Raw genomic sequence first — 22,148 nt, forward strand, 5'->3', positions numbered from 1 at the left:
TCTGTAAATTGCATTGAACTTTGAAACCACGTTATCTGTTACTACTTGGTTAAGTCCTCGAACCATTAGTACTAGTCCGCTCCATGCTTCGCAGCACTTCCACTTCTAGCCTATCTACCTCATCATCTATAAGGGGTCTTACTTCATTTCTGAATGGGAAATCTCATCTCGAGGCGAGTTTCACACTTAGATGCTTTCAGCGTTTATCTCATCCGTACATAGCTACTCAGCGATGCTCCTGGCGGAACAACTGATACACCAGAGGTACGTCCACCCCGGTCCTCTCGTACTAAGGGCAGCTCCTCTCAAATTTCCTACGCCCGCGACGGATAGGGACCGAACTGTCTCACGACGTTCTGAACCCAGCTCGCGTACCGCTTTAATGGGCGAACAGCCCAACCCTTGGGACCGACTACAGCCCCAGGATGCGATGAGCCGACATCGAGGTGCCAAACCTCCCCGTCGATGTGGACTCTTGGGGGAGATGAGCCTGTTATCCCCAGGGTAGCTTTTGTCCGTTGAGCGATGGCCCTTCCATGCGGAACCACCGGATCACTAAGTCCTACTTTCGTACCTGCTCGACTGGTAAGTCTCACAGTCAAGCTCGCTTGTGCCTTTACACTCTGCGAATGATTTCCAACCATTCTGAGCGAACCTTTGAGCGCCTCCGTTACTTTTTAGGAGGCGACCGCCCCAGTCAAACTGCCTGCCAGACACTGTCTTCCACCACGCTGAGTGGTGTGAGTTAGAGTGATCATACAACGAGGGTAGTATCCCACCATTGCCTCCATCGAAACTAGCGTTCCGACTTCTACGGCTCCTACCTATCCTGTACAAGCTGCACAAGCACTCAATATCAAGCTACAGTAAAGCTCCATGGGGTCTTTCCGTCCTGTCGCGGGTAACCCGCATCTTCACGGGTATTTAAATTTCACCGAGTCTCTCGTTGAGACAGTGCCCAGATCGTTACGCCTTTCGTGCGGGTCGGAACTTACCCGACAAGGAATTTCGCTACCTTAGGACCGTTATAGTTACGGCCGCCGTTTACTGGGGCTTCAATTCGTACCTTCGCCGAAGCTAAGCACTCCTTTTAACCTTCCAGCACCGGGCAGGCGTCAGCCCCTATACGTCATCTTACGATTTTGCAGAAACCTGTGTTTTTGATAAACAGTCGCCTGGGCCTATTCACTGCGGCTCAGCTTGCGCTGAGCACCCCTTCTCCCGAAGTTACGGGGTCATTTTGCCGAGTTCCTTAACGAGAGTTCACTCGCACACCTTAGGATGCTCTCCTCGACTACCTGTGTCGGTTTGCGGTACGGGCAGGTAAATACTAACTAGAAGCTTTTCTTGGCAGCGTGACATCACAGACTTCCCTACTTTATTTCGGTCCCTATCATCACTTGTCCTATGAGGAATAAGCATTTAACTACTTCCAAGACTTGTGATTTAGCCCAGCATTTCCAGCCGCTGGGTTCTGTTAGCCTTCTGCGTCCCTCCATCGTTCAAACATATTCACCTGGTACAGGAATCTCAACCTGTTATCCATCGACTACGCCTCTCGGCCTCGCCTTAGGTCCCGACTAACCCTGGGAGGACGAGCCTTCCCCAGGAAACCTTAGTCATACGGTGGACAGGATTCTCACCTGTCTTTCGCTACTCATACCGGCATTCTCACTTGTAAGCGCTCCACCAGTCCTCACGGTCTGACTTCATCGCCCTTACAACGCTCTCCTATCGCGCCACTTACGTGGCACCCGCAGTTTCGGTAGTGTGTTTAGCCCCGGTACATTTTCGGCGCAGAATCACTCGACTAGTGAGCTATTACGCACTCTTTAAATGATGGCTGCTTCTGAGCCAACATCCTAGTTGTCTGTGCAACTCCACATCCTTTTCCACTTAACACACATTTAGGGACCTTAACTGGCGGTCTGGGCTGTTCCCCTTTCGACAATGGATCTTATCACTCACTGTCTGACTCCCGGACATACGTCATTGGCATTCGGAGTTTATCTTAATTTGGTAACCCGAGATGGGCCCCGCACCAAAACAGTGCTCTACCTCCAAGACGCTACATTCCGAGGCTAGCCCTAAAGCTATTTCGGAGAGAACCAGCTATCTCCAAGTTCGATTGGAATTTCACCGCTACCCACACCTCATCCTAGCATTTTTCAACATGCACAGGTTCGGGCCTCCAGTGCGTCTTACCACACCTTCACCCTGGACATGGGTAGGTCACCTGGTTTCGGGTCTACAACCACATACTATCTCGCCTATTTCAGACTCGCTTTCGCTTCGGCTCCGGTCTTTCCACCTTAACCTCGCATGGGATCGTAACTCGCCGGTTCATTCTACAAAAGGCACGCTATCACCCATTAACGGGCTCTAACTTCTTGTAGGCACATGGTTTCAGGAACTTTTTCACTCCCCTTCCGGGGTGCTTTTCACCTTTCCCTCACGGTACTGGTTCACTATCGGTCACTAGGTAGTATTTAGCCTTGGGAGATGGTCCTCCCAGATTCCGACCGGATTTCACGTGTCCGGCCGTACTCAGGATCCTGTACGGGAGATGGCTTGCTTTCGTTTACGGGGCTATCACCCTGTTTCGCGTGGCTTCCCAACCACTTCAACTAACAAACCATTTTGTAACTCCACAACGACAGTCCTACAACCCCAAGATGCAAGCATCTTGGTTTGGGCTCTTCCCGTTTCGCTCGCCGCTACTCAGGGAATCGATTTTTCTTTCTACTCCTGTTGCTAATGAGATGTTTCAGTTCACAACGTCTACCTTCAAACAGCCTATGTATTCAACTGCTGATAACTTGCATAACAAGTTGGGTTCCCCCATTCGGAAATCCCCGGATCAAAGCTTACTTACAGCTCCCCGAGGCATATCGGTGTTAGTCCCGTCCTTCATCGGCTCCTAGTGCCAAGGCATCCACCATGCGCCCTTAATAACTTAACCTATCAGCTTACGCTGATGATTCAAGTTCGAGTATGTGACCATAAAGGTCACTTGCGATTATTACTAATTAAAGTAATGAACTTGTTTTAAAACTCAAAAAAATAACGCGGTGTATTTCTCGGTTCAATTTAATTTAAATTGAAATTTAAAAATTTACATTAATATGATTCAGTTTTCAAAGAACTAATAAGTGGTCCACTCACGTGGGCCAATGGAGAATATCGGGATCGAACCGATGACCCCCTGCTTGCAAAGCAGGTGCTCTCCCAGCTGAGCTAATTCCCCATGGGATAATATATTGTGAGTGTAAGACACTCAAAACTGAATAACGTTTCAACGCTGTGTAGGTTTCCGATTTTCCTTAGAAAGGAGGTGATCCAGCCGCAGGTTCTCCTACGGCTACCTTGTTACGACTTCACCCTAATCATCTGTCCCACCTTAGGCGGCTGGCTCCTATAAAGGTTACCCCACCGACTTTGGGTGTTACAAACTCTCATGGTGTGACGGGCGGTGTGTACAAGACCCGGGAACGTATTCACCGCGGCGTGCTGATCCGCGATTACTAGCGATTCCGACTTCGTGTAGGCGAGTTGCAGCCTACAGTCCGAACTGAGACATACTTTAAGAGATTAGCGCACCCTCGCGGGTTGGCGACTCGTTGTATATGCCATTGTAGCACGTGTGTAGCCCAGGTCATAAGGGGCATGATGATTTGACGTCATCCCCGCCTTCCTCCGGTTTGTCACCGGCAGTCTCGCTAGAGTGCCCAACTGAATGCTGGCAACTAACAATAAGGGTTGCGCTCGTTGCGGGACTTAACCCAACATCTCACGACACGAGCTGACGACAACCATGCACCACCTGTCACTTTGTCCCCGAAGGGAAAGCTCCATCTCTGGAGTGGTCAAAGGATGTCAAGACCTGGTAAGGTTCTTCGCGTTGCTTCGAATTAAACCACATGCTCCACCGCTTGTGCGGGTCCCCGTCAATTCCTTTGAGTTTCAACCTTGCGGTCGTACTCCCCAGGCGGAGTGCTTAATGCGTTAGCTACGCCACTCAAGGGCGGAAACCCTCGAACAGCTAGCACTCATCGTTTACGGTGTGGACTACCAGGGTATCTAATCCTGTTTGCTACCCACACTTTCGAGCCTCAACGTCAGTTACAGTCCAGAAAGCCGCCTTCGCCACTGGTGTTCTTCCATATATCTACGCATTTCACCGCTACACATGGAGTTCCACTTTCCTCTACTGCACTCAAGTCATCCAGTTTCCAAAGCAATTCCTCAGTTGAGCTGAGGGCTTTCACTTCAGACTTAAATAACCGTCTGCGCTCGCTTTACGCCCAATAAATCCGGATAACGCTTGGGACATACGTATTACCGCGGCTGCTGGCACGTATTTAGCCGTCCCTTTCTGGTAAGATACCGTCACTACTTGAACAGTTACTCTCAAGTACATTCTTCTCTTACAACAGTGCTTTACGAGCCGAAACCCTTCATCACACACGCGGCGTTGCTCCATCAGGCTTGCGCCCATTGTGGAAGATTCCCTACTGCTGCCTCCCGTAGGAGTATGGGCCGTGTCTCAGTCCCATTGTGGCCGATCAGTCTCTCAACTCGGCTATGCATCATCGTCATGGTGAGCCATTACCTCACCATCTAACTAATGCACCGCGGGACCATCTCTTAGTGATAGCAGAACCATCTTTCAAATAAAAACCATGCGGTTTTTAGTGTTATACGGTATTAGCATCTGTTTCCAAATGTTATCCCCTGCTAAGAGGTAGGTTTCCCACGTGTTACTCACCCGTTCGCCACTCCTTGCATTGTTTTAAATCATATTGTGCAAGCACGCTATTCATTAAAACCACAAGGCGTTCGACTTGCATGTATTAGGCACGCCGCCAGCGTTCATCCTGAGCCAGGATCAAACTCTCAATTTGAAAGCTTGAGTATAACTCAATCTTTGTTGTGTTTAACCAATGTTAAACGAATTTACTAGCGAATTGACTTCGCAAATGTTTTTTTGCTTCAAATTCTAAAATTTGAAGACCCTACACATTTGATCATCGAAACGTTATTCAGTTTTCAATGTCCTACTTCGTTGCTTTTGACAACTTTTATATCTTACCAACATGTTAACTCAATGTCAACACTTTTTATTGATAAGTTTTGTATCAATCAAGTAAGCGTTTCCGTTACCAAATTTGGTACTTGAATAATATACCGCATCCCCCAAAGTTCGTCAACTACTTTGTTTCATTAATTTTTTCCGAACGATTTGTCGTGTCTGATCAGACCACCTAATAATCAAAAGAGGCCCTATAGCATCACGATATCAGCCCTCCAACAACATAAATTTATATCAAAATACAAATAAAGAGCATGCACAGAATCTGTACATGCTCTTTATAATCTCATTAACGCATTGTTGGGAACAACAAAACATCACGAATTGATGGCGCGTCAGTCAACAGCATTACTAGACGGTCAATACCGATTCCTAGACCACCAGTTGGGGGCATACCGTATTCCAAAGCCTCAATAAAGTCTTCATCAATACCTTCTGCTTCATCATTACCAGAAGCCGCTTCAGCTGCTTGCGCTTCAAACCGTTCCCGTTGATCAATGGGATCGTTTAGTTCAGTAAACGCATTTCCATATTCCTTACCTAGGATGAACAACTCAAAACGATCAGTAAACCGATCATTTTCGGCGTTCTTCTTAGCCAATGGTGAAACTTCGACTGGATGACCATACACAAAAGTAGGATTGATGATTGTATCCTCGACAAATTCTTCAAAGAATTCATTGATGATGTGTCCAACTCCCCAGAAAGGTTCAACCTTAATATGGTTTTCTTCCGCCAAAGCCTTTGCTTTTTCTAGGGTCATTGGTTGCCAGAAATCAATACCCGTTTGTTCTTTAATCAAATCGACCATGTGCTTGCGCGCAAACTTCTTACTCAAATCTACTTCGGTTCCTTGATAAGTGATTTTTAAATCGTCTGACACAACCGCTGTCGCAGCCTTAAAGATATTTTCCGTTTCCGTCATAACATCTTCAAAATCCCAATAGGCAGCATATGTTTCCATTGAAGTAAATTCAGGATTATGCATCGGATCCATACCTTCATTACGGAAGTTACGACCAATCTCATATACCTTTTCCATACCACCAACGATCAAACGCTTCAAATGCAATTCAAGGGCAATACGTAAAGCCATGTCCATGTCCATCGCATTATGATGGGTCAAGAAGGGCCGAGCTGCTGCCCCACCAGCATCATTTTGCAAAATGGGCGTTTCGACTTCAATAAACCCATCGGCATCCATATAAGCTCGAATCGCTGAAATGATTTTTGAACGCTTCACAAACCGATCATATGATTCATCATTTGTAATAAGGTCCAAGTAACGCTTACGGTAACGAATTTCCTTATCAGTCAAACCGTGGAACTTATCTGGTAATGGGCGCAATGCTTTTGACAAGTGCGTCAAAGATTCAACATTAATTGAAAGCTCACCCGCTTTAGTCTTCATCACCTTACCAGTAAAGCCAAGAATGTCACCCAAATCAGCCTTTTTCAGCCATTCATAGGCCTCTTCGCCAACAACAGGCTTTTGGACAAACACTTGAATTTGACCAGTACGATCCTTAATGTTAGCAAAAGTAATCTTTCCTGAACGGCGCTTAGTCATCATACGACCTGCAATCGTCACTTCGATTGCCGCTGCTTCTAAATCTTCAATCGTCTTTTCATCGTATGAAGCATGCAATGCTGCAGCCTCATGCGTGCGATCAAAACGGTGTCCAAACGGATCAATTCCTGCTTCACGCATTTCCGTCATCTTTTCGCGACGGGCGATCATTTGGTCATTCAATGACACTTCTTGCTCAGCCATGTTTAATCTTCCTCTTCTAAAATAGTTGTCTGTATAAGTTTACCAATATTTAGGCTTAGTTCAAGCCTTCAGCCGCTTTTTCACCGATAATCACTTGTAATTCAGAAGCGTCAAATTGAATGGCTTCTCCCGTAAACTTATCAACAATTTCGACACCGTGATCATCTTCCAGTAATTCTTGAAGTTGTTCCAAAGGTAAAGTCATCAACATACGTGCATACTCACGCTTTGTAATACTTGGAAACAAGTTAACCTCAGTCGTACTCAATACTTTGATGGCATCCCCAAACAGTGCTTTGACGATCGCGACTGGTCCATCACCCTTTGCAAGTAATACTGACATATCACCCAGATTCTTAGCTTGCTCATAAAACGCATCCAAAGCTTCCTTAGAAGCATCTGGCAGCGCAGAAACAATAAAGCCACCAGCGGACTTCACAGTACCATCTGGTTGTACATCTACTGAAACCACCACGACTGAATCAATTTGCTCTGACTTAATCATATAGTAAGTCAAATCGTCATCGATGCGCCCACTTAACAATTCAACTGACCCAGTATATTGTTCAACGTGGTTGCCACCCTCTTCACTGTAAGCATCCATTTGCTTAGTGACACTGACCATCCCATCATTACCGACAGCTGTAGCCACATCTTGACCACCCTTAGCATTTAGTGGCACTTGTACCCGCGGATTTTCGACATAACCGCGGACTTCACCAGTGGCACTGGCTTCGACGACGACCCGGCCAGCCGGACCTTTACCATCAATGACAACGGCCAAGCGTTCGTCTCCTTTTAAGACTGCGTTTGACACCAACAACGACGATAACAGTGCTCGTCCTAAAATTTCAGTACCCAATGTGGTTGCATCATGAAATTTATTGGCAACATTCATCAAGTCAGTTGCTTCAAGCGCAATCACACGGAAATTATTATCATTCGTAATTGTACGAATTAATGTATCTACCATGTTATCTCCCTTATCCGATTCAATGACGATTGCCATCAAGAATTCTTTATTCATTCTATCATGTTTAATTCATTCATGTCGTGATAGAAAAAACGGCATGTGAAACTCACATACCGTCCATTTACACCTAAATTAGTTTTATTCTGCAGTACCTTCGGCCGCGCGAATACTCTCGGCCAAACCTTGCATATCCTGATGATAATCACGGAACGCTTGATTTTGAATTGGTAAATGCAAATTGAAATCATCGAAAATTTGATAATTACCTTCCAAGTCACCAGCCGTGTAATCGAGCAGGTGACCACCAAATGTTCGATCATCTGAAATAAAATGCAAATGCCAGCCGGCAACGACCGCACCTTCATAGAGTGCTGGTGAAAAGAATCCTAACAACGTACCATCAATCTCATCTGCTTCAAATTCAGGTTGATTGTCAGCGACTTCTGCCAAAGTCGGATAAGGTTCTTCTGACTTTGGGGCAATGCGAATTTTGACGTGCTTAAATGAACCGTGTAATTCAAACAAAGCAAATGTATTTTGAATCTGCTGCTCTTCAGCAAAACGATCTAACCCACCTTCATAGAGTGCTGGTAAAGTCATCGCAACTGCATTTTCATCGAAAAACGCCACTGTTGCAAAGGGGGTTGTCGTCGATAAATCAGTGATGTGATTGACTTTACCACTGGCCTCACCTTGGTAAACCTCACCATTGATGACAATCACTTCACCGTTCAATCCGGCCAGCGTACCGATACCAGTATCTCCGTGTTTTAAGACTTCGGCCCAGGTAATTGTGCCCGCGAACAGACCTTCCATTAACATTCCTAAAGTACCATGTTGATAAACTGTTGCCATTTTGCCATCTCTTTCTTGATACGATATGTACTAAAAGCAGTGTCACCACTGCTTTTTTGATCTACTTTAACCGATTTCAGCAACCATGCTTTCAGCCAAGTCAATATTGTGTGAATAATCCACTGGAATATCCACGACAACAGGACCTTCCGTTGCAAAAGCCTCGTCCAAAACTGCATTTAATTGGTCTGGCGTTTCAACACGCAACCCCTTGGCACCCATTGACTCAGCATACTTAACAACATCAATTGGCGCCAACTTTACGCCAGCGTGTGAGCCATATTTCTTTTCTTCTTGGAACTTAACCATGTCATAGTAATGATCATCATTCCAGACGATTGAAACTATGTTCAAGCCCAACGCAACCGCCGTTGCAAGTTCTTGACCTGAATAGAAGAATCCACCGTCACCGGAAACCGAAACCGACTTGGCATTAGGACGTACTAAGGCAGCTGCCATGGCCCATGGCAATCCAACGCCCAGCGTTTGCATGCCGTTTGACAGCAAGAAGTGACGGGGCTTGTATGAACGGAAATGACGAGCCATCCAAATGTAGTGTGATCCAATGTCATTGGAAACAGTCATGTCATCAGTGACATGATCTTGCAACGCCTTGATAATCGCCAATGGATGGTTCAACCCTGGTGCTGGTTGGAAATCAGGCTCATCGGCTGCTTTCAACTCTGCTAAAAATTGATCCAAAATTGCTTGTGATTCAGGCTTAATTTCATAGCCGGCAATCTCAGCTTGCAAATAGGTTAGGGTTTCTGCCAAATTACCAATCAACTGACGTTCAGGTGCAAAATTATTATCAATCTGAGCGGCCGCCGTGTCCAAAGCTACGATACGCAAGTTCTTTTCTGCATTCCAATTACGAGGCTCATATTCAATCGCATCATACCCTAAAGTAATGACCAAATCTGATTGCTTTAACAAACGGTCTCCAACTTGATTACGGAATAAGCCGATACGGCCAAAGAAAGCCTTATCTTCTAAATCACGACCAATGGCCCCGACTCCTTGAAATGTCTCAACAACTGGTAAGTTGGTTTCGTGGAGCAATGTGTTCAAAGCAGCTACTGATTCATCATCAGAACCACGTTGCCCAACTAGGATAACTGGTAACTTAGCGGCTTTAATTTGTTCAGCCAACCACTTAATATCCTGCAATGAAGCCGCCCCCATCCGTGGATCCTCGGCCTTTGGTAGCGCTTGTGCTCCTTCAGGCATCTCCGCATCATCTACGTCTTGTGGAATTGAGACAAATGAAGCCCCTTTTTTCCCATCTTGAGCGGCCACAAAAGCATTCGCCAAAATTTCAGAAAGGTTGTTCTCATCTTGTACTTCAACCGCATATTTTGTAATTGACTCAAACAATGCGACGGACTTGGTTGATTGATGTGTCAACCGGTAAAGATCTTTACGGGGGACTTGGCCACCCAACGCAACGACTGGGTCACCCTCGGCTGTAGCAGTCATTAGACCGGTTGCCAAGTTACCCACTCCAGGTCCAGAGGTCGCAATCACCACCCCAGGCTGCCGGGTGATGCGCGCAAATCCTTGTGCCATGAAGGCCGCATTTTGCTCGTGGCGCGTAACAATTAGCTTGGGTGACTTTTGATCTGCTGCTGGTAATTCCAATCGTTCAAACAACCGATCAATTTTCGCACCAGGCACACCAAAAACATAATTAACGCCATGGTTATTCAATGAGTCAACAATAATGTCAGCTCCAAACTTCTTCTTAGCCATTTTTTACGCTTCCTTTTCTTATATTAATGCCTTTGATATTACCATAATTTAATGCGTGTTTGTAAAATAAAAGTCGACTTGATCAAGATATACAGCACTTTTGTTCACTAACTAGCAAAAAAAGTGAGTAGACCAATGCAGTCTACTCACTATCTATTTTTTACTTATCTGAATGCGGTTCGAGCACTTCTGCCTTACCAGATTCACGATGACCTTCAACTGATTCAGCAACCTTACGATTTGCTTCTTCAAGTGCTTGATCATAAGTCATTGGATCTGAGGCATAATCTCCCGTTCGACTATCCTTTGGCATTTCACCAGTTTCAAACAAACTTAAGATTTGCTTCTCATCCAACGTCTCGTACTTCAACAAGGCTTGCGCAATGGCTTCGTGCTTATCAGCATACTCTACGATGATATCATGCGCCTTTTGATGACCTTCAGTCGTCAAACGACGAACTTCTTCATCAATCAAATGGGCGGTTTGATCTGAGTATGCTGGTGATTCACCATATTGACGACCTAAGAATGGTTGACCACCACCCTCAAGCTGTACCATACCAAGCTTGTCAGACATTCCATACTCAGTAACCATTGAACGGGCAATGCCAGTAGCTTGCTCAAAGTCGTTTGAAGCGCCTGATGATTGTTGGTTGAAAACAATTTCTTCCGCCGCACGACCACCCATCAAACCAGCGATTTGATCCATGGCGTCCGTTTTGTTCATCAGCATTTGATCCTCACGTGGCAACATGATGGCATAACCACCCGCACGACCACGCGGTACGATCGTAACTTTATGCACAACGCGCGCATCATTTAATACCAGACCAACGATGGCATGACCAGCTTCGTGATAAGCAACTGTCTTACGTTCCTTTTCAGAAACGACCCGATCACGCTTAGCAGGTCCAGCAATCACGCGATCTTCTGCCTCATCAACGTCAACGGCTTCAATGGCAGACTTGTTTTGACGTGCAGCCAACAAAGCTGCTTCATTCAACAAGTTAGCTAAATCAGCACCAACAAAGCCAGGTGTTTGCTTAGCAATTTCTTTCAAATCCACATCAGCAGCCAAAGGCTTGTTTTTAGCATGGACATTCAAGATAGCTTCACGACCCTTAACGTCAGGACGACCAACCAAAATCTTGCGATCAAAACGACCTGGACGGAGCAAGGCTGGATCCAAAACATCGGCACGGTTAGTAGCTGCCATCACAATGACACTTTCATTACCTTCGAAACCATCCATTTCAACCAACATCTGGTTCAAAGTTTGCTCACGTTCATCATGACCACCACCCATGCCGGCGCCACGTTGGCGACCAACAGCATCAATTTCATCAATAAAGATGATTGATGGCGCAGTTTTCTTAGCGTTTTCAAACAAATCACGAACACGTGATGCTCCAACACCGACGAACATTTCGACGAAATCAGAACCTGAAATTGAGTAGAATGGTACGCCAGCTTCACCAGCAACGGCGCGGGCAAGCAAGGTCTTACCAGTTCCTGGAGGTCCTTCAAGAAGGACACCCTTTGGAATTTTAGCACCTAACTTAGTGAACTTGGCTGGATCCTTTAAGAATTCGACCACTTCGACCAATTCTTGCTTTTCTTCTTCCGCACCAGCAACATCACCAAAACGAATCTTGTTATCTTCAGGATTAGATGGTTTAGCCTTTGATTTACCAAAGCCCATCATGCCCCCAGCACCGTTACCGCCACCGTTACGCATGCCACCCATCATCAAGTAGAAGAATCCAATCATCAATAACACTGGTACCAATGTCACAAGGACACTACCCCACATATTTGATGATTCAGGCTTCGTTGTGATGTCAGTATTAGTCTTCGCTGCAGCTGTTTGAATCTCTTCAACTACTGGATCATTAGACAATACTTGTGTGGTAAATGTTGTTACCTTTGTCGTTTTTGAACCAGAAATCTTAGCTAACAAGTCTTCACTTGAAGAGTCAGATGTCTGAGCCTTACGATATGTTCCCGTAATGTCATATACTCCGGCACCCGGTTGAATTTCGATTGATTTAATTTGCTTGTCCTTCATCTGAGTAATAAATTCAGAAGTTGTGACTTTCTTGACGCTCGTAGATTGTGTCGGTCCAGCGAACCAATACACTAATCCTAAAATCGCCAAAATCACAATCACGTAGAACAAGCTATTGCGCACGAAATTATTCCCGTTGCCGCCATTACCATTCGGACGATTGTTCATCTATTCCTCCTACCGGACATGTCTTGAAGCAGACTATACTAGATCCCTACAATCTAGCCTAGTTCCTTCAATAAATGGCCTTGTTAATTAAGCCATTTGCAATCTTGCACATGCACTCAATGTATCCTATTATATCAAATTTTGCTCACATTAATACCAAACTAAGCATTAGTGTTCTGGTGTAATATCCACAACATCTTGATGCTCTGGGGCGTATACTTCAAGCTTCAAGACACCAACATATGGCAAGTTGCGATACAAGTCCTTATAGTCCAGACCATAACCCACCACAAATTCCTTTGGCACATCGAAACCAATGTAATCAACATTAGCCTCAACCACACGACCATCCTTCTTATCTAAAAGGCTAGCCACCTTAACACTCTTAGCACCACGCTCCATCAACATATCAAGCATAAAGCGAAGTGAACGACCAGTGTCCACGATATCTTCCATAATGATGATATCACGTCCCTTAATATCAGATGTAATATCTGTCACCAGCTTGACTTCACCTGAACTAGCCACGCCACCATTGTAGCTTGATACGTTAATAAATTCGACTTCTGAATATTGCATGTGACGCATGACGTCAACCGTCCACAACGCTGCTCCCTTGAGAACGGAAAGGATGATTGGCGTACGTCCCTCATAGTCACGAGCCAATTCCTCGCCGATACGTTTAGCTGCTGCGGCAATATCTTCAGCGCTATACAATACGCGTTCAATATCATTATTCATGTCCCATTGGCTCATGTTAAATTTCTCCTTCAATATATACACAAAGTTAAGTTTAGCATGAAATGCATCGTTTATTAAGTCATTATTAATAATGTTTAACGAATAAATGACTTTTTTCACGCACAAGTTGCAACCCAGCTTCCAGATTAACCGTCCCTTGTGCGACACTCCTATTTTGCATGAGTTGAATCACTTGTTGTAACTGCCGGTCTTTCACTACATAAACGTGCTGCTTTTCCAACCAACTTTGCAAAATCAACAACACTTGGTTTTCTGGTTGCTGCCAGTCAAATTGTCCCGCGTCGATTTCGACCATCCCCCGCGAGATTCCTTGTTGGGCTAATGCAATCATCCCGGTTAATTGATCAGCAGAATCAATAATATGATCACTCACTGCTGAATTGATTTGCCGCATTTCAGGCAAAATCACTCGCCGAATGCGATTACGCGCATAATGCAGATCGGCATTCGTACTATCTTCAATCCAATGCGTAATTGGTTGGGCAACAATGTTTGGCAGTTCATGCTTTGCCAACTGGAGCAGTGGTCGGACAATCGTCAACCCATTCCACGTTATCGTTGGTGTCATCCCAGCTAACTGGGCCAAACGACTGCCTCTAATTAATTTAAACAAGATGGTTTCTGCCTGATCGTCACGATGATGGGCCGTAATAACCTTACTTGCTTTCCATAGGTCTGCATAGCGTTGCAAGATTTCATACCGTCGCTCCCGCGCAAGGCCTTCCACCCCACTCGTTGGTACCTCATCCCAATCCATCTGGGCCATCATAATATTTTCAAAGCGTTGGCCATGTGTCGCAAGCCAATCCGCAACAAATGCCTCTTCCATATCGGCATCCGAACGTAGTCCATGATTGATGTACACCAAGCTGACCCGTGGCTGCAAATCAACTGGTAAGCTACCATCCGTCAACCAAGTTGCTAGATGCAATGAATCATAGCCACCAGAAAACGCGACAACCACATGATCAGACGCTGAAAAAAGTTGGTTTTCACGGATATATTTAATCAACTTAAGCGCAATCTGATTAACTTTCATCTGCTGCTTCCTTTACAAAATCACTAGGGATCATACCCGTGTCTCACCAATACCATCATTAATTTACAAAAAACTGCCGAAGCAATTACGCCTCAGCAGTTTTTTAGTCGCTTGAAGAATCAGTGATGTTAAAGACGGTCTCACCATTCTTTGTATACATGTAACGCTGACGAATCAACTTTTCCACGTAATCATCATCCTTCAAATTCTGTTTTTCTTGCTTTAGCTGAGCATTTTCTTTCTTCACCTTAGCCAAAACCTTCTGCTGCTGACGAACACTCGCCTGTGCCTCATGTAATTTCGGAACCTGTAAGCCAACGGCAAGCACGCCCAATACAAACGCAACAGCCATCACGATGATAACCCTACGGTGGCGGCGCTTGTAAACACGACGTTCATACTTAGCTCGTGGTGCATCATAACTTTCGACGATTTCGTCATTGATATTCACAATGTTATTAGGTCGTTTAGCCATAATACACCCCCTTCTGCCCTTTACTTTTCCTACTTTACGCCAAAAACAAGGTGGGTCGAGTTTTTTAAAAAGCTCTTAACTTTTTTATATAAAAAAGTAACGATGCGTTATAAAAAATGCTAAAACCAAAGCTTTTTCCCAATTAAATACCGTGACTAACCGTAGCCAGCACCGATATTATTCTGGATCATCGGCATAATTGGTCTCGTAAGTTTCACTCACGATACTATACATGTGTTCAGCGGCTTCCTTTTTAGTCGTTTCAACAATGCGTTCAATCTTAACTACCAATGTCTTATTACCAAAACGAATTGTCAGATCATCCCCAACTTTAACATCCGCCGATGACTTCGCCGTCTTACCATTAATATCAATACGCCCTTGGTCAGAAATTTCCTTAGCAATCGTGCGTCGTTTGATCAAACGTGAAACCTTCAAATACTTATCTAATCGCATTATTTTCCTCTTTCAACTAACAGCTGGTAGATTTGATCACCTTTAGGTAATAATAACCACTCTGCCGGTGTCAATAATTCAAACTTCACTAATAAGGTGACAAACACCCCACCACCCGCAAAAGTACCTAGCAGGGTGGTTACTAGACTGGCCATGCGTGAAGTTCCCAGTAACCAGTCACCTAAGCTTGTTCCAATTATAGCAAAAATTATCAACATCACGAGGCTTATTACCACTTTAGTTACCCAGGTGCCAGGCAAAGCGCCGCGCCAGCTCAGATTAGGCATACGATAGATCGTGTACACCATAAGCGGCAAAATTGCGATAATTGTGGCGATACTGGCACCGGCAACACCCCACCAGGCAACTAAATCACTGTTCAGTAGATATTTGATAACTAGTGCCATCCCAATCCAAAACATCAAACCACGGGTACGATCAACACTTTGTAAAACACTGCTTAATAATAAAATGATCGTCGCAGGTAAAATTAATACGACATACCACGCTAAGGCGATACTTCCCTCACGCGAGCTAAATAACATCTGATTCATTTGTGGCATAATAGCAATCATACCGCACATCGTGGCACTGGCGACGAGCACCGTTACCCGTAATGCACTTCGAAAATCATGCTGGAACTCATGGTCTTGCTGGCGTAGATGATAGGTCCGTAACGCCGGTAGTAATGATGCACTGACGCTGGTTGCTAACACCATCCCCAACTGTAACATTGGTTGACCACGATCATACACTCCTTTAAGTGCCTCCGCTGTCTCAACTGAGAGCCCCTGTGCCACTAAGGCTACCTTCAAGGTCATTGAATCCATTAATTGTAACAATACCAATAACATTGCTAGTAATGTTATTAGCCCACCTTCACGGAAAAAACGGCGTCCTAATTGCCACCAGCTAGGCAACTGATCTACTTTACCAATTTTCCCTGACCAGATTGCAACCAACACTCGCCACAATAAAACAATGGCAAAAACAGCCGCAATTGGCGCACCAGCCATAGCCCAGGCACCCATTTTATAAACCGACCAGTGCCCTTGGACTGCAACTAGAGCTATCGTGAGGATGACGATAACGCGAATTACTTGCTCCACTACCTGTGACAGCGCCGTGGGAAGCATATTCAAATAACCTTGTGAATACCCCCGACTAATCGATAGCAATGGCATACACAAGTACAGCCAAGCCACCGCTTGAATCACTGGTGCTAAACGTTTGTCACCACCAAGCAATCCAGCCATGGGCGTTGCGCCAAAGAAAAGCAAGGCAAACATAAGTATCCCAACAATACCAAAAATAATGAAAAGCCGGCGTGCGACCGCTTTGGCATGCACTTCATCAGGTTGTTCGATAATAATTTTCGAAACAAAGACCGGCCACCCGCTCAGGGCCAGCACGACCGCAATCCCATATAACGGATAAACTTGTTGATAGACATAAAATCCTGTATTACCAACAATATTTTGAAATGGCACCCGGTAGATTGCACTGAACAATTTCGCGATAAATCCCGAAAGCGCTAAAATACCAGTCCCGGCCATCACATTATGCGTCACCTTCATCGGTCTCTTCCTCCGCTGGCACAAAGCTTGCTACAAATGTCTGTACCCCATTTAACCAAGTATCAACCGTCATTTTAGGCTGGATCACTAAATCAATCTGCACCGGACTGGCACTCACCGCGGAACCACGTAACCCCGATGGCTTTAAGGCCGCTAACCAATCAACATCAGCTAATTGCGCCTTTTCGGCAAACTTAACATGCAATAAGGCGGGTATTTTGAAATCCTGCTTAATACTAATGATATTAGCCCGATCCGCGAGACTCTTTATATATGAAACAACTAATAAGCGGTTGACTTCGGCGGGTAACTCACCAAAGCGATCGATCATATCAGCCGCTAATGCATCAAATTCTGCCGGCTTAGTTGCTTTACGGATTTGTTGATACAAATCAATCTTTTGCGGTCCGGCTGGGACATAATCACTTGGCAAATAAGCTTCAACTTGCAAATCAAGTTCAGCATCGGTGAGCATCTGACGCTTGGTCTTACCCTGCTTCAGAGCGACCGCTTCTTGCAGCATCTTCGTGTACAAGTCATATCCAACTGAATTAATGAAGCCATGTTGTGACTGCCCTAATAAATCACCTGCGCCACGAATAGAAAGATCGCGCATCGCAATTTTGAAACCTGAGCCAAGCTCAGTGAAATCACGAATTGCCGACAGCCTTTTTTCACTTTCCTCACTGAGTGACCTATTTCCTGGATACATAAAGTAAGCATACGCAATATTATTCGAACGGCCGACCCGACCACGGAGCTGATATAGCTGCGCCAGTCCCATGTGGTCGGCATTTTCAACCAACAAGGTATTCGCATTTGGGATATCGACACCAGTCTCGATAATCGTGGTGGTCACCAACACATCGTATTCGCCGTTAATAAAGTCAACCAAAACACCTTCTAATTGCACTTCAGACATTTGTCCATGCACATAGCCCACCCGTGCTTCTGGCACCAATGATTCGACATAGCTCACGACTTGTTCCATATCCTCTACACGGTTATGCAAATAGTACGTTTGACCACCACGGGCCATTTCGCGTTCGATTGCAGTGGCAATTGCGCGACCGTTTTGTTCAATCACATATGTTTGAATTGGGTAACGATTAGCTGGGGGGGTTTCAATGACTGATAAGTCACGCGCCCCGACCATCGCCATATTCAATGTGCGTGGAATCGGTGTTGCTGTCAGAGTTAAAACATCAACTTCCGTTTGGAGCTGTTTCAAACGCTCTTTATGTTTGACACCAAAGCGTTGCTCCTCATCAATAATCAATAGCCCAAGATCGGCAAATTCGATACCCTTACCAAGTAATTTATGTGTTCCCACAACAAAATCTACTTGATGATTCTTCAAATCTGCCAGAATTTGTTTCGTTTGTTTGGCCGTTTGGAAACGGGATAGCATCGCAATACGCACCCCGAAATCGGCAAACCGTGCCACCATTGAGTCATAATGCTGTTGCGCCAAGATCGTCGTGGGAACCAAAATTGCAACCTGTTTATTTTCATGCACGGCTTTGAAAGCGGCGCGAAAAGCTACTTCTGTTTTACCAAACCCGACATCCCCCACCAACAAACGATCCATGGGTTGCCTTTTCTCCATATCAGCTTTAATCTCGGCCGTTGACCGAATCTGATCAGGCGTCTCGGGATAAGGAAAAGCCTCCTCAAATTGACGAATAGTGTCATCATCTGGCGCATACGCATATCCTTGGCGCATTTCACGTTCTGCATATAGTTGAATCAATTCATCCGCAATGTCTGCAACCTTTTTGGCCACCTTGGCACGTGTTCGAGCCCATTGTGGACTACCCAACTTATTGATTTTCGGCGCCTTTTCAGCGGCACCAACATATTTTTGGACCAAATCTAGCTGTGTCACTGGAATGAAGATTTTAGCACCCTCTTGGTATGAAATCGTGATGTAGTCTTGCTTCACACCACGATGATCAATCGTTTGCATGCCTTCATACACACCAATACCATGATTAACATGGACGACGTAATCACCCGGATTCAATTCATTGTAACTACGCAACCGTTCCGCGTTACTCAACAACTGACGTCGCGGTGCTTTCTTGCGCACCTGCTGGAATAATTCATGCTCCGTGAGCACCACTAAATTTAATGCGGGCAATTCAAACCCCGCACTGAGCTGCATGGTTGTGATTTGCGTACGGCCGACAACCAATTGATCTGTGGATACCGTATTTACTTTGATACTAAAGTCGCTAAATGTCGCCGTGAGTTTTTCAGTCCGTTCAACCGTATTAGCTAAAAAGACCACCGTTTGATTTTGCGTCTGCCAACGTTGTACTTCACCTTTTAACAATGGTATCTGACCGAAGAATTGTTGCGTTGGTCGCACCACGACATTCGTAATACTCGTTTGCCGTAAATTACCAATCCCTCGTTGAAGAGGTGAAGCCACGATACTAGCATGCGCATCGGTGCGTGCTAGCTCAGTAATTTTCACCCCCAAGTCCATCGTATCCAACACAGTCGCTTCTTCTAGATGGCGACTCCACCACTCGCCGTTATCTAACTCGGCTTGTGCTGCATTCTCCAACATACGAGGATAATCATCATAGACAACCACACCATGTTCTGGTAAATAATCCAGTAATGTCGCGGGGTTAGCGTACAACAAGTGTAAATAGCTGCGAATTTCCGGCAGTAATTGACCTTCTGCTAACAAATTTAGCATTGGGGTAAAAGCTTCTGTTAAATGGCGCTTGGCAGCCCCCTCAAGCTTGTCCCGACGCACTGTCATTGCCTGTTCCAAACGTAACACCGCGCCGTCAATCTCAGCTGGATCGAGCACTAAATCAGTGACTGGTAAAATTTCCAATTCATCCAACTCTGCCAAACTATGCTGGTCACTAGCATCAAAAAAGCGCATCGTGTCCAAATCCGTATCAAAGAAGTCTAACCGTACTGGATTTTCTTGATTCAACGGATAAATATCAAAAATTGACCCACGTAATGCATACTCACCCGGATTTTCGACTGCATCCCTGCGTTCGTAGCCCATTTTCTGGATCATTCGTTGCAAAGCTGTTAAATCATATTGCTGATCAAAGGTGATTTTTAACGTTGCCGCAGCAAACGAATTTACTGGTGGCAGATAACGTTGTACGCCCGCAAAACTAGTAATCACAATGGCTTGCGAATCGGTTAGCAACCGATGTAGCGCCTCCACCCGTAGCAAACGGGTTTCAAGTGATGACACTGAAATCTCAGCACCAATCGTTTCTTCGGCGGGGAAAATTGACACATGGGTCTCGCCCACTAAGCCAGCGATATCCTCGGCTAATTGATCCGCATGAAATTGACTATCCGTGACAACCACCATTGGATATGTGCTTTCTCGTTGCACAGCGGCATAATACGCTGCACGAGCTGGCCCAGTGATACCTGTTAATACGTGACGTCCACCGGTTCGAACAGCTTGCGCTAATTGTTGTAATTCAGTATTTGCTTGTAAAAGTCCAACTAAATCCACCTTATTCTCCTTAATTAAACTTATTCATAAGCGTAGGCATATCATCACCTTGCGCTAACGCCTTAATAATCTCAATTGATTGATCGATTCCCTGCATAATCACCGGTTGCTCATCAGCTGAAAATTTTCCTAAGACAAAATTCACAACCGCCTGTTGTTCATGCTTAGGGTGTGCGATACCAAACTTAAGCCGATTAAATGTCTGGGTATTTAGGTGTTGCGCGATTGACTTGATACCATTGTGACCGCCAGCTGAACCTTTCGCGCGTAGACGTAATTTACCTAGATCCATGTCCATATCATCTTGAATAATCAACAGATCGGCCAAATCCAAATCATAGTAAGCAACCAAAGGGCCCACCGCACGACCAGAATCATTCATATAGGTAGTTGGTTTCACAAGTAATACCTTTTCGGTACCGAGATACAAATCAGCTACAAAAGCATTATGAGGGCCATCTTGTTTAAAACTCACCCCGTACTGCTCAGCTAATGCGTCAACCACCATGAAACCAATATTGTGACGTGTTTCATGATACTTCCTGCCAATATTGCCTAAGCCAACAATCATCTTCATTTTTATATTCTCCTGTATACGCAGAAATGGGGTTGAACCCGTATAGTCCACCCCGCTCACGTTCGATTTAACTAAATATATTTTACCGCCTTCATAGAGGCAATGCACGTAAAATCTTAAAGCATTCCTATCTGAATTCAACTATACTTTAGGTAATAGATGGTCCAGGAGGAGTTTTGATGGCTACAACAACTACACGCCGACAGAAAAGACAACGCGATCCTGATAAAGGCACTGCTTTTTTGATGTCGTTTCTACTATTCTTTGTGGGTGTGGCGCTGGCAAGTAGCGCCATTGCCATTACAACCGTTTTCAACCGTGATTATACATCACGTATTATGACTCAACCAACACAAACTAAACAGTTCCAAAAGATCTTGCTCACCAACCTGAGTCCCCTGATTGAGAATACTTCGCTGTCTGGTGATGACTTAAAATTGATTGTGACTACCGGCGTCGCACAAGCCACAGCTAACCAAACTGTCGCAGGTGTCTACAGTAATAGTGCCCGACCATTTGCGACTGGACCGGTTGATCAAGCGATTACAAACCACCTCACCAACCAAGGGACTAGTGCGGATGATGCGGCCACAGCCGTGACGGTCATCAATAACAATATCGACCGCCGGGTGCAATCGTACGCAAGATACGGCGCTAAGCAACTGGCCAATGATCGGACCAAATTAGCGTGGAGCGCACTAGGATTATTGATCGCAACGATTTTATTACTAATAATCCATCTTTGGTCAATGCGCGGTGATATTTTGGCGACCCTTTGGAGCTTTAGTCTGGTAAACATGCTCGGATCAGGCGCTGCCTATTTAGTAACCGTGTTTGGTGCTAAAGAAATTCCTGATATGATGCCCATTAGCCTCGGGGTTGCTGGCCAAAAACTACTCATCGTTTATGCTCAGCATGTGGTCGCATCAGCCCGTATGATCTACGGTTATGTGGCCGGTGCTGCGCTTATCATTCTATTGGTACTACTAGCACTGAAAATCACCGCTGCACCCAAACGTGTGTAATACAAAATAGCGAATCGTTAAGCCAACGATTCGCTATTTCTATA

The 22,148-nt window shown here is 45.2% G+C and carries 13 protein-coding genes, 1 tRNA gene and 2 rRNA genes; 1 reads left to right on the plus strand and 15 read right to left on the minus strand.

Annotated features, from left to right (window positions below):
• Positions 1-45: 45 nt before the first annotated feature.
• The 15 genes from WSWS_RS07205 to pth all read right to left on the minus strand — a co-directional run bounded on the left by WSWS_RS07205 (position 46) and on the right by pth (position 21,079).
• Positions 46-2,962, minus strand: a 23S ribosomal RNA gene (locus WSWS_RS07205).
• A 212-nt stretch (positions 2,963-3,174) separates the two neighbouring features.
• A tRNA-Ala gene (locus WSWS_RS07210) sits at positions 3,175-3,247 on the minus strand.
• Positions 3,248-3,327: 80 nt separating this feature from the next.
• A 16S ribosomal RNA gene (locus WSWS_RS07215) occupies positions 3,328-4,904 on the minus strand.
• Together the 16S and 23S rRNA genes with 1 tRNA gene alongside form the textbook arrangement of a ribosomal RNA operon.
• A 477-nt stretch (positions 4,905-5,381) precedes the next feature.
• A complete protein-coding gene (lysS, locus tag WSWS_RS07220) occupies positions 5,382-6,866 on the minus strand; it encodes a lysine--tRNA ligase (protein WP_070230625.1) in 1,485 nt (494 codons plus the stop codon).
• 55 nt (positions 6,867-6,921) lie between these two features.
• Complete coding sequence (locus WSWS_RS07225; RefSeq protein ID WP_070230845.1) at positions 6,922-7,839, minus strand: Hsp33 family molecular chaperone HslO; 918 nt, start codon at positions 7,837-7,839, stop codon at positions 6,922-6,924.
• Between the two features lie 138 nt (positions 7,840-7,977).
• Positions 7,978-8,694, minus strand: coding sequence for an acetolactate decarboxylase (budA, locus tag WSWS_RS07230; RefSeq protein WP_070230626.1), 717 nt, complete (start codon positions 8,692-8,694; stop codon positions 7,978-7,980).
• Positions 8,695-8,760: 66 nt separating this feature from the next.
• Entirely contained in the window at positions 8,761-10,446 is a 1,686-nt protein-coding gene (gene alsS / locus WSWS_RS07235) for an acetolactate synthase AlsS (protein ID WP_070230627.1), read from the minus strand.
• Positions 10,447-10,606: 160 nt separating this feature from the next.
• Positions 10,607-12,682, minus strand: coding sequence for an ATP-dependent zinc metalloprotease FtsH (ftsH, locus tag WSWS_RS07240; RefSeq protein WP_070230628.1), 2,076 nt, complete (start codon positions 12,680-12,682; stop codon positions 10,607-10,609).
• 168 nt (positions 12,683-12,850) lie between these two features.
• Entirely contained in the window at positions 12,851-13,438 is a 588-nt protein-coding gene (hpt, locus tag WSWS_RS07245; protein ID WP_114981459.1) for a hypoxanthine phosphoribosyltransferase, read from the minus strand.
• 70 nt (positions 13,439-13,508) lie between these two features.
• A complete protein-coding gene (gene tilS, locus WSWS_RS07250) occupies positions 13,509-14,483 on the minus strand; it encodes a tRNA lysidine(34) synthetase TilS (RefSeq protein WP_070230629.1) in 975 nt (324 codons plus the stop codon).
• Positions 14,484-14,586: 103 nt separating this feature from the next.
• Positions 14,587-14,958, minus strand: a complete 372-nt coding sequence (locus tag WSWS_RS07255; protein WP_070230630.1) for an FtsB family cell division protein — start codon at positions 14,956-14,958, stop codon at positions 14,587-14,589.
• A 177-nt stretch (positions 14,959-15,135) separates the two neighbouring features.
• A complete protein-coding gene (locus WSWS_RS07260; protein ID WP_070230631.1) occupies positions 15,136-15,414 on the minus strand; it encodes an RNA-binding S4 domain-containing protein in 279 nt (92 codons plus the stop codon).
• Positions 15,414-16,991, minus strand: coding sequence for a putative polysaccharide biosynthesis protein (locus WSWS_RS07265; RefSeq protein ID WP_070230632.1), 1,578 nt, complete (start codon positions 16,989-16,991; stop codon positions 15,414-15,416). The genes WSWS_RS07260 and WSWS_RS07265 overlap by 1 nt, the downstream gene beginning before the upstream one ends.
• On the minus strand, positions 16,975-20,502 hold the full coding sequence (gene mfd, locus WSWS_RS07270; protein WP_070230633.1) for a transcription-repair coupling factor: 3,528 nt from the start codon (positions 20,500-20,502) through the stop codon (positions 16,975-16,977). The genes WSWS_RS07265 and mfd overlap by 17 nt, the downstream gene beginning before the upstream one ends.
• Positions 20,503-20,512: 10 nt before the next feature.
• Positions 20,513-21,079, minus strand: a complete 567-nt coding sequence (gene pth, locus WSWS_RS07275; protein ID WP_070230634.1) for an aminoacyl-tRNA hydrolase — start codon at positions 21,077-21,079, stop codon at positions 20,513-20,515.
• A 179-nt stretch (positions 21,080-21,258) separates the two neighbouring features.
• Between pth and WSWS_RS07280 the strand changes: the two genes are divergently transcribed.
• Positions 21,259-22,104 (plus strand): hypothetical protein, encoded by an 846-nt coding sequence (locus WSWS_RS07280; RefSeq protein WP_070230635.1) that lies wholly within the window; start codon positions 21,259-21,261, stop codon positions 22,102-22,104.
• The last annotated feature ends 44 nt before the right edge of the window (positions 22,105-22,148 follow it).

The sequence above is a fragment of the Weissella soli genome (assembly GCF_001761545.1).
GTDB lineage: Bacteria > Bacillota > Bacilli > Lactobacillales > Lactobacillaceae > Weissella > Weissella soli.

What these genes read in the sequence shown, in the direction of transcription:
- lysS (WP_070230625.1), bottom strand. Translation starts at nt 6,866, where the DNA reads ATGGCTGAGCAAGAAGTGTCATTGAATGACCAAATGATCGCCCGTCGC.
- WSWS_RS07225 (WP_070230845.1), bottom strand. Translation starts at nt 7,839, where the DNA reads ATGGTAGATACATTAATTCGTACAATTACGAATGATAATAATTTCCGT.
- budA (WP_070230626.1), bottom strand. Translation starts at nt 8,694, where the DNA reads ATGGCAACAGTTTATCAACATGGTACTTTAGGAATGTTAATGGAAGGT.
- alsS (WP_070230627.1), bottom strand. Translation starts at nt 10,446, where the DNA reads ATGGCTAAGAAGAAGTTTGGAGCTGACATTATTGTTGACTCATTGAAT.
- ftsH (WP_070230628.1), bottom strand. Translation starts at nt 12,682, where the DNA reads ATGAACAATCGTCCGAATGGTAATGGCGGCAACGGGAATAATTTCGTG.
- hpt (WP_114981459.1), bottom strand. Translation starts at nt 13,438, where the DNA reads ATGAGCCAATGGGACATGAATAATGATATTGAACGCGTATTGTATAGC.
- tilS (WP_070230629.1), bottom strand. Translation starts at nt 14,483, where the DNA reads ATGAAAGTTAATCAGATTGCGCTTAAGTTGATTAAATATATCCGTGAA.
- WSWS_RS07255 (WP_070230630.1), bottom strand. Translation starts at nt 14,958, where the DNA reads ATGGCTAAACGACCTAATAACATTGTGAATATCAATGACGAAATCGTC.
- WSWS_RS07260 (WP_070230631.1), bottom strand. Translation starts at nt 15,414, where the DNA reads ATGCGATTAGATAAGTATTTGAAGGTTTCACGTTTGATCAAACGACGC.
- WSWS_RS07265 (WP_070230632.1), bottom strand. Translation starts at nt 16,991, where the DNA reads ATGAAGGTGACGCATAATGTGATGGCCGGGACTGGTATTTTAGCGCTT.
- pth (WP_070230634.1), bottom strand. Translation starts at nt 21,079, where the DNA reads ATGAAGATGATTGTTGGCTTAGGCAATATTGGCAGGAAGTATCATGAA.
- WSWS_RS07280 (WP_070230635.1), top strand. Translation starts at nt 21,259, where the DNA reads ATGGCTACAACAACTACACGCCGACAGAAAAGACAACGCGATCCTGAT.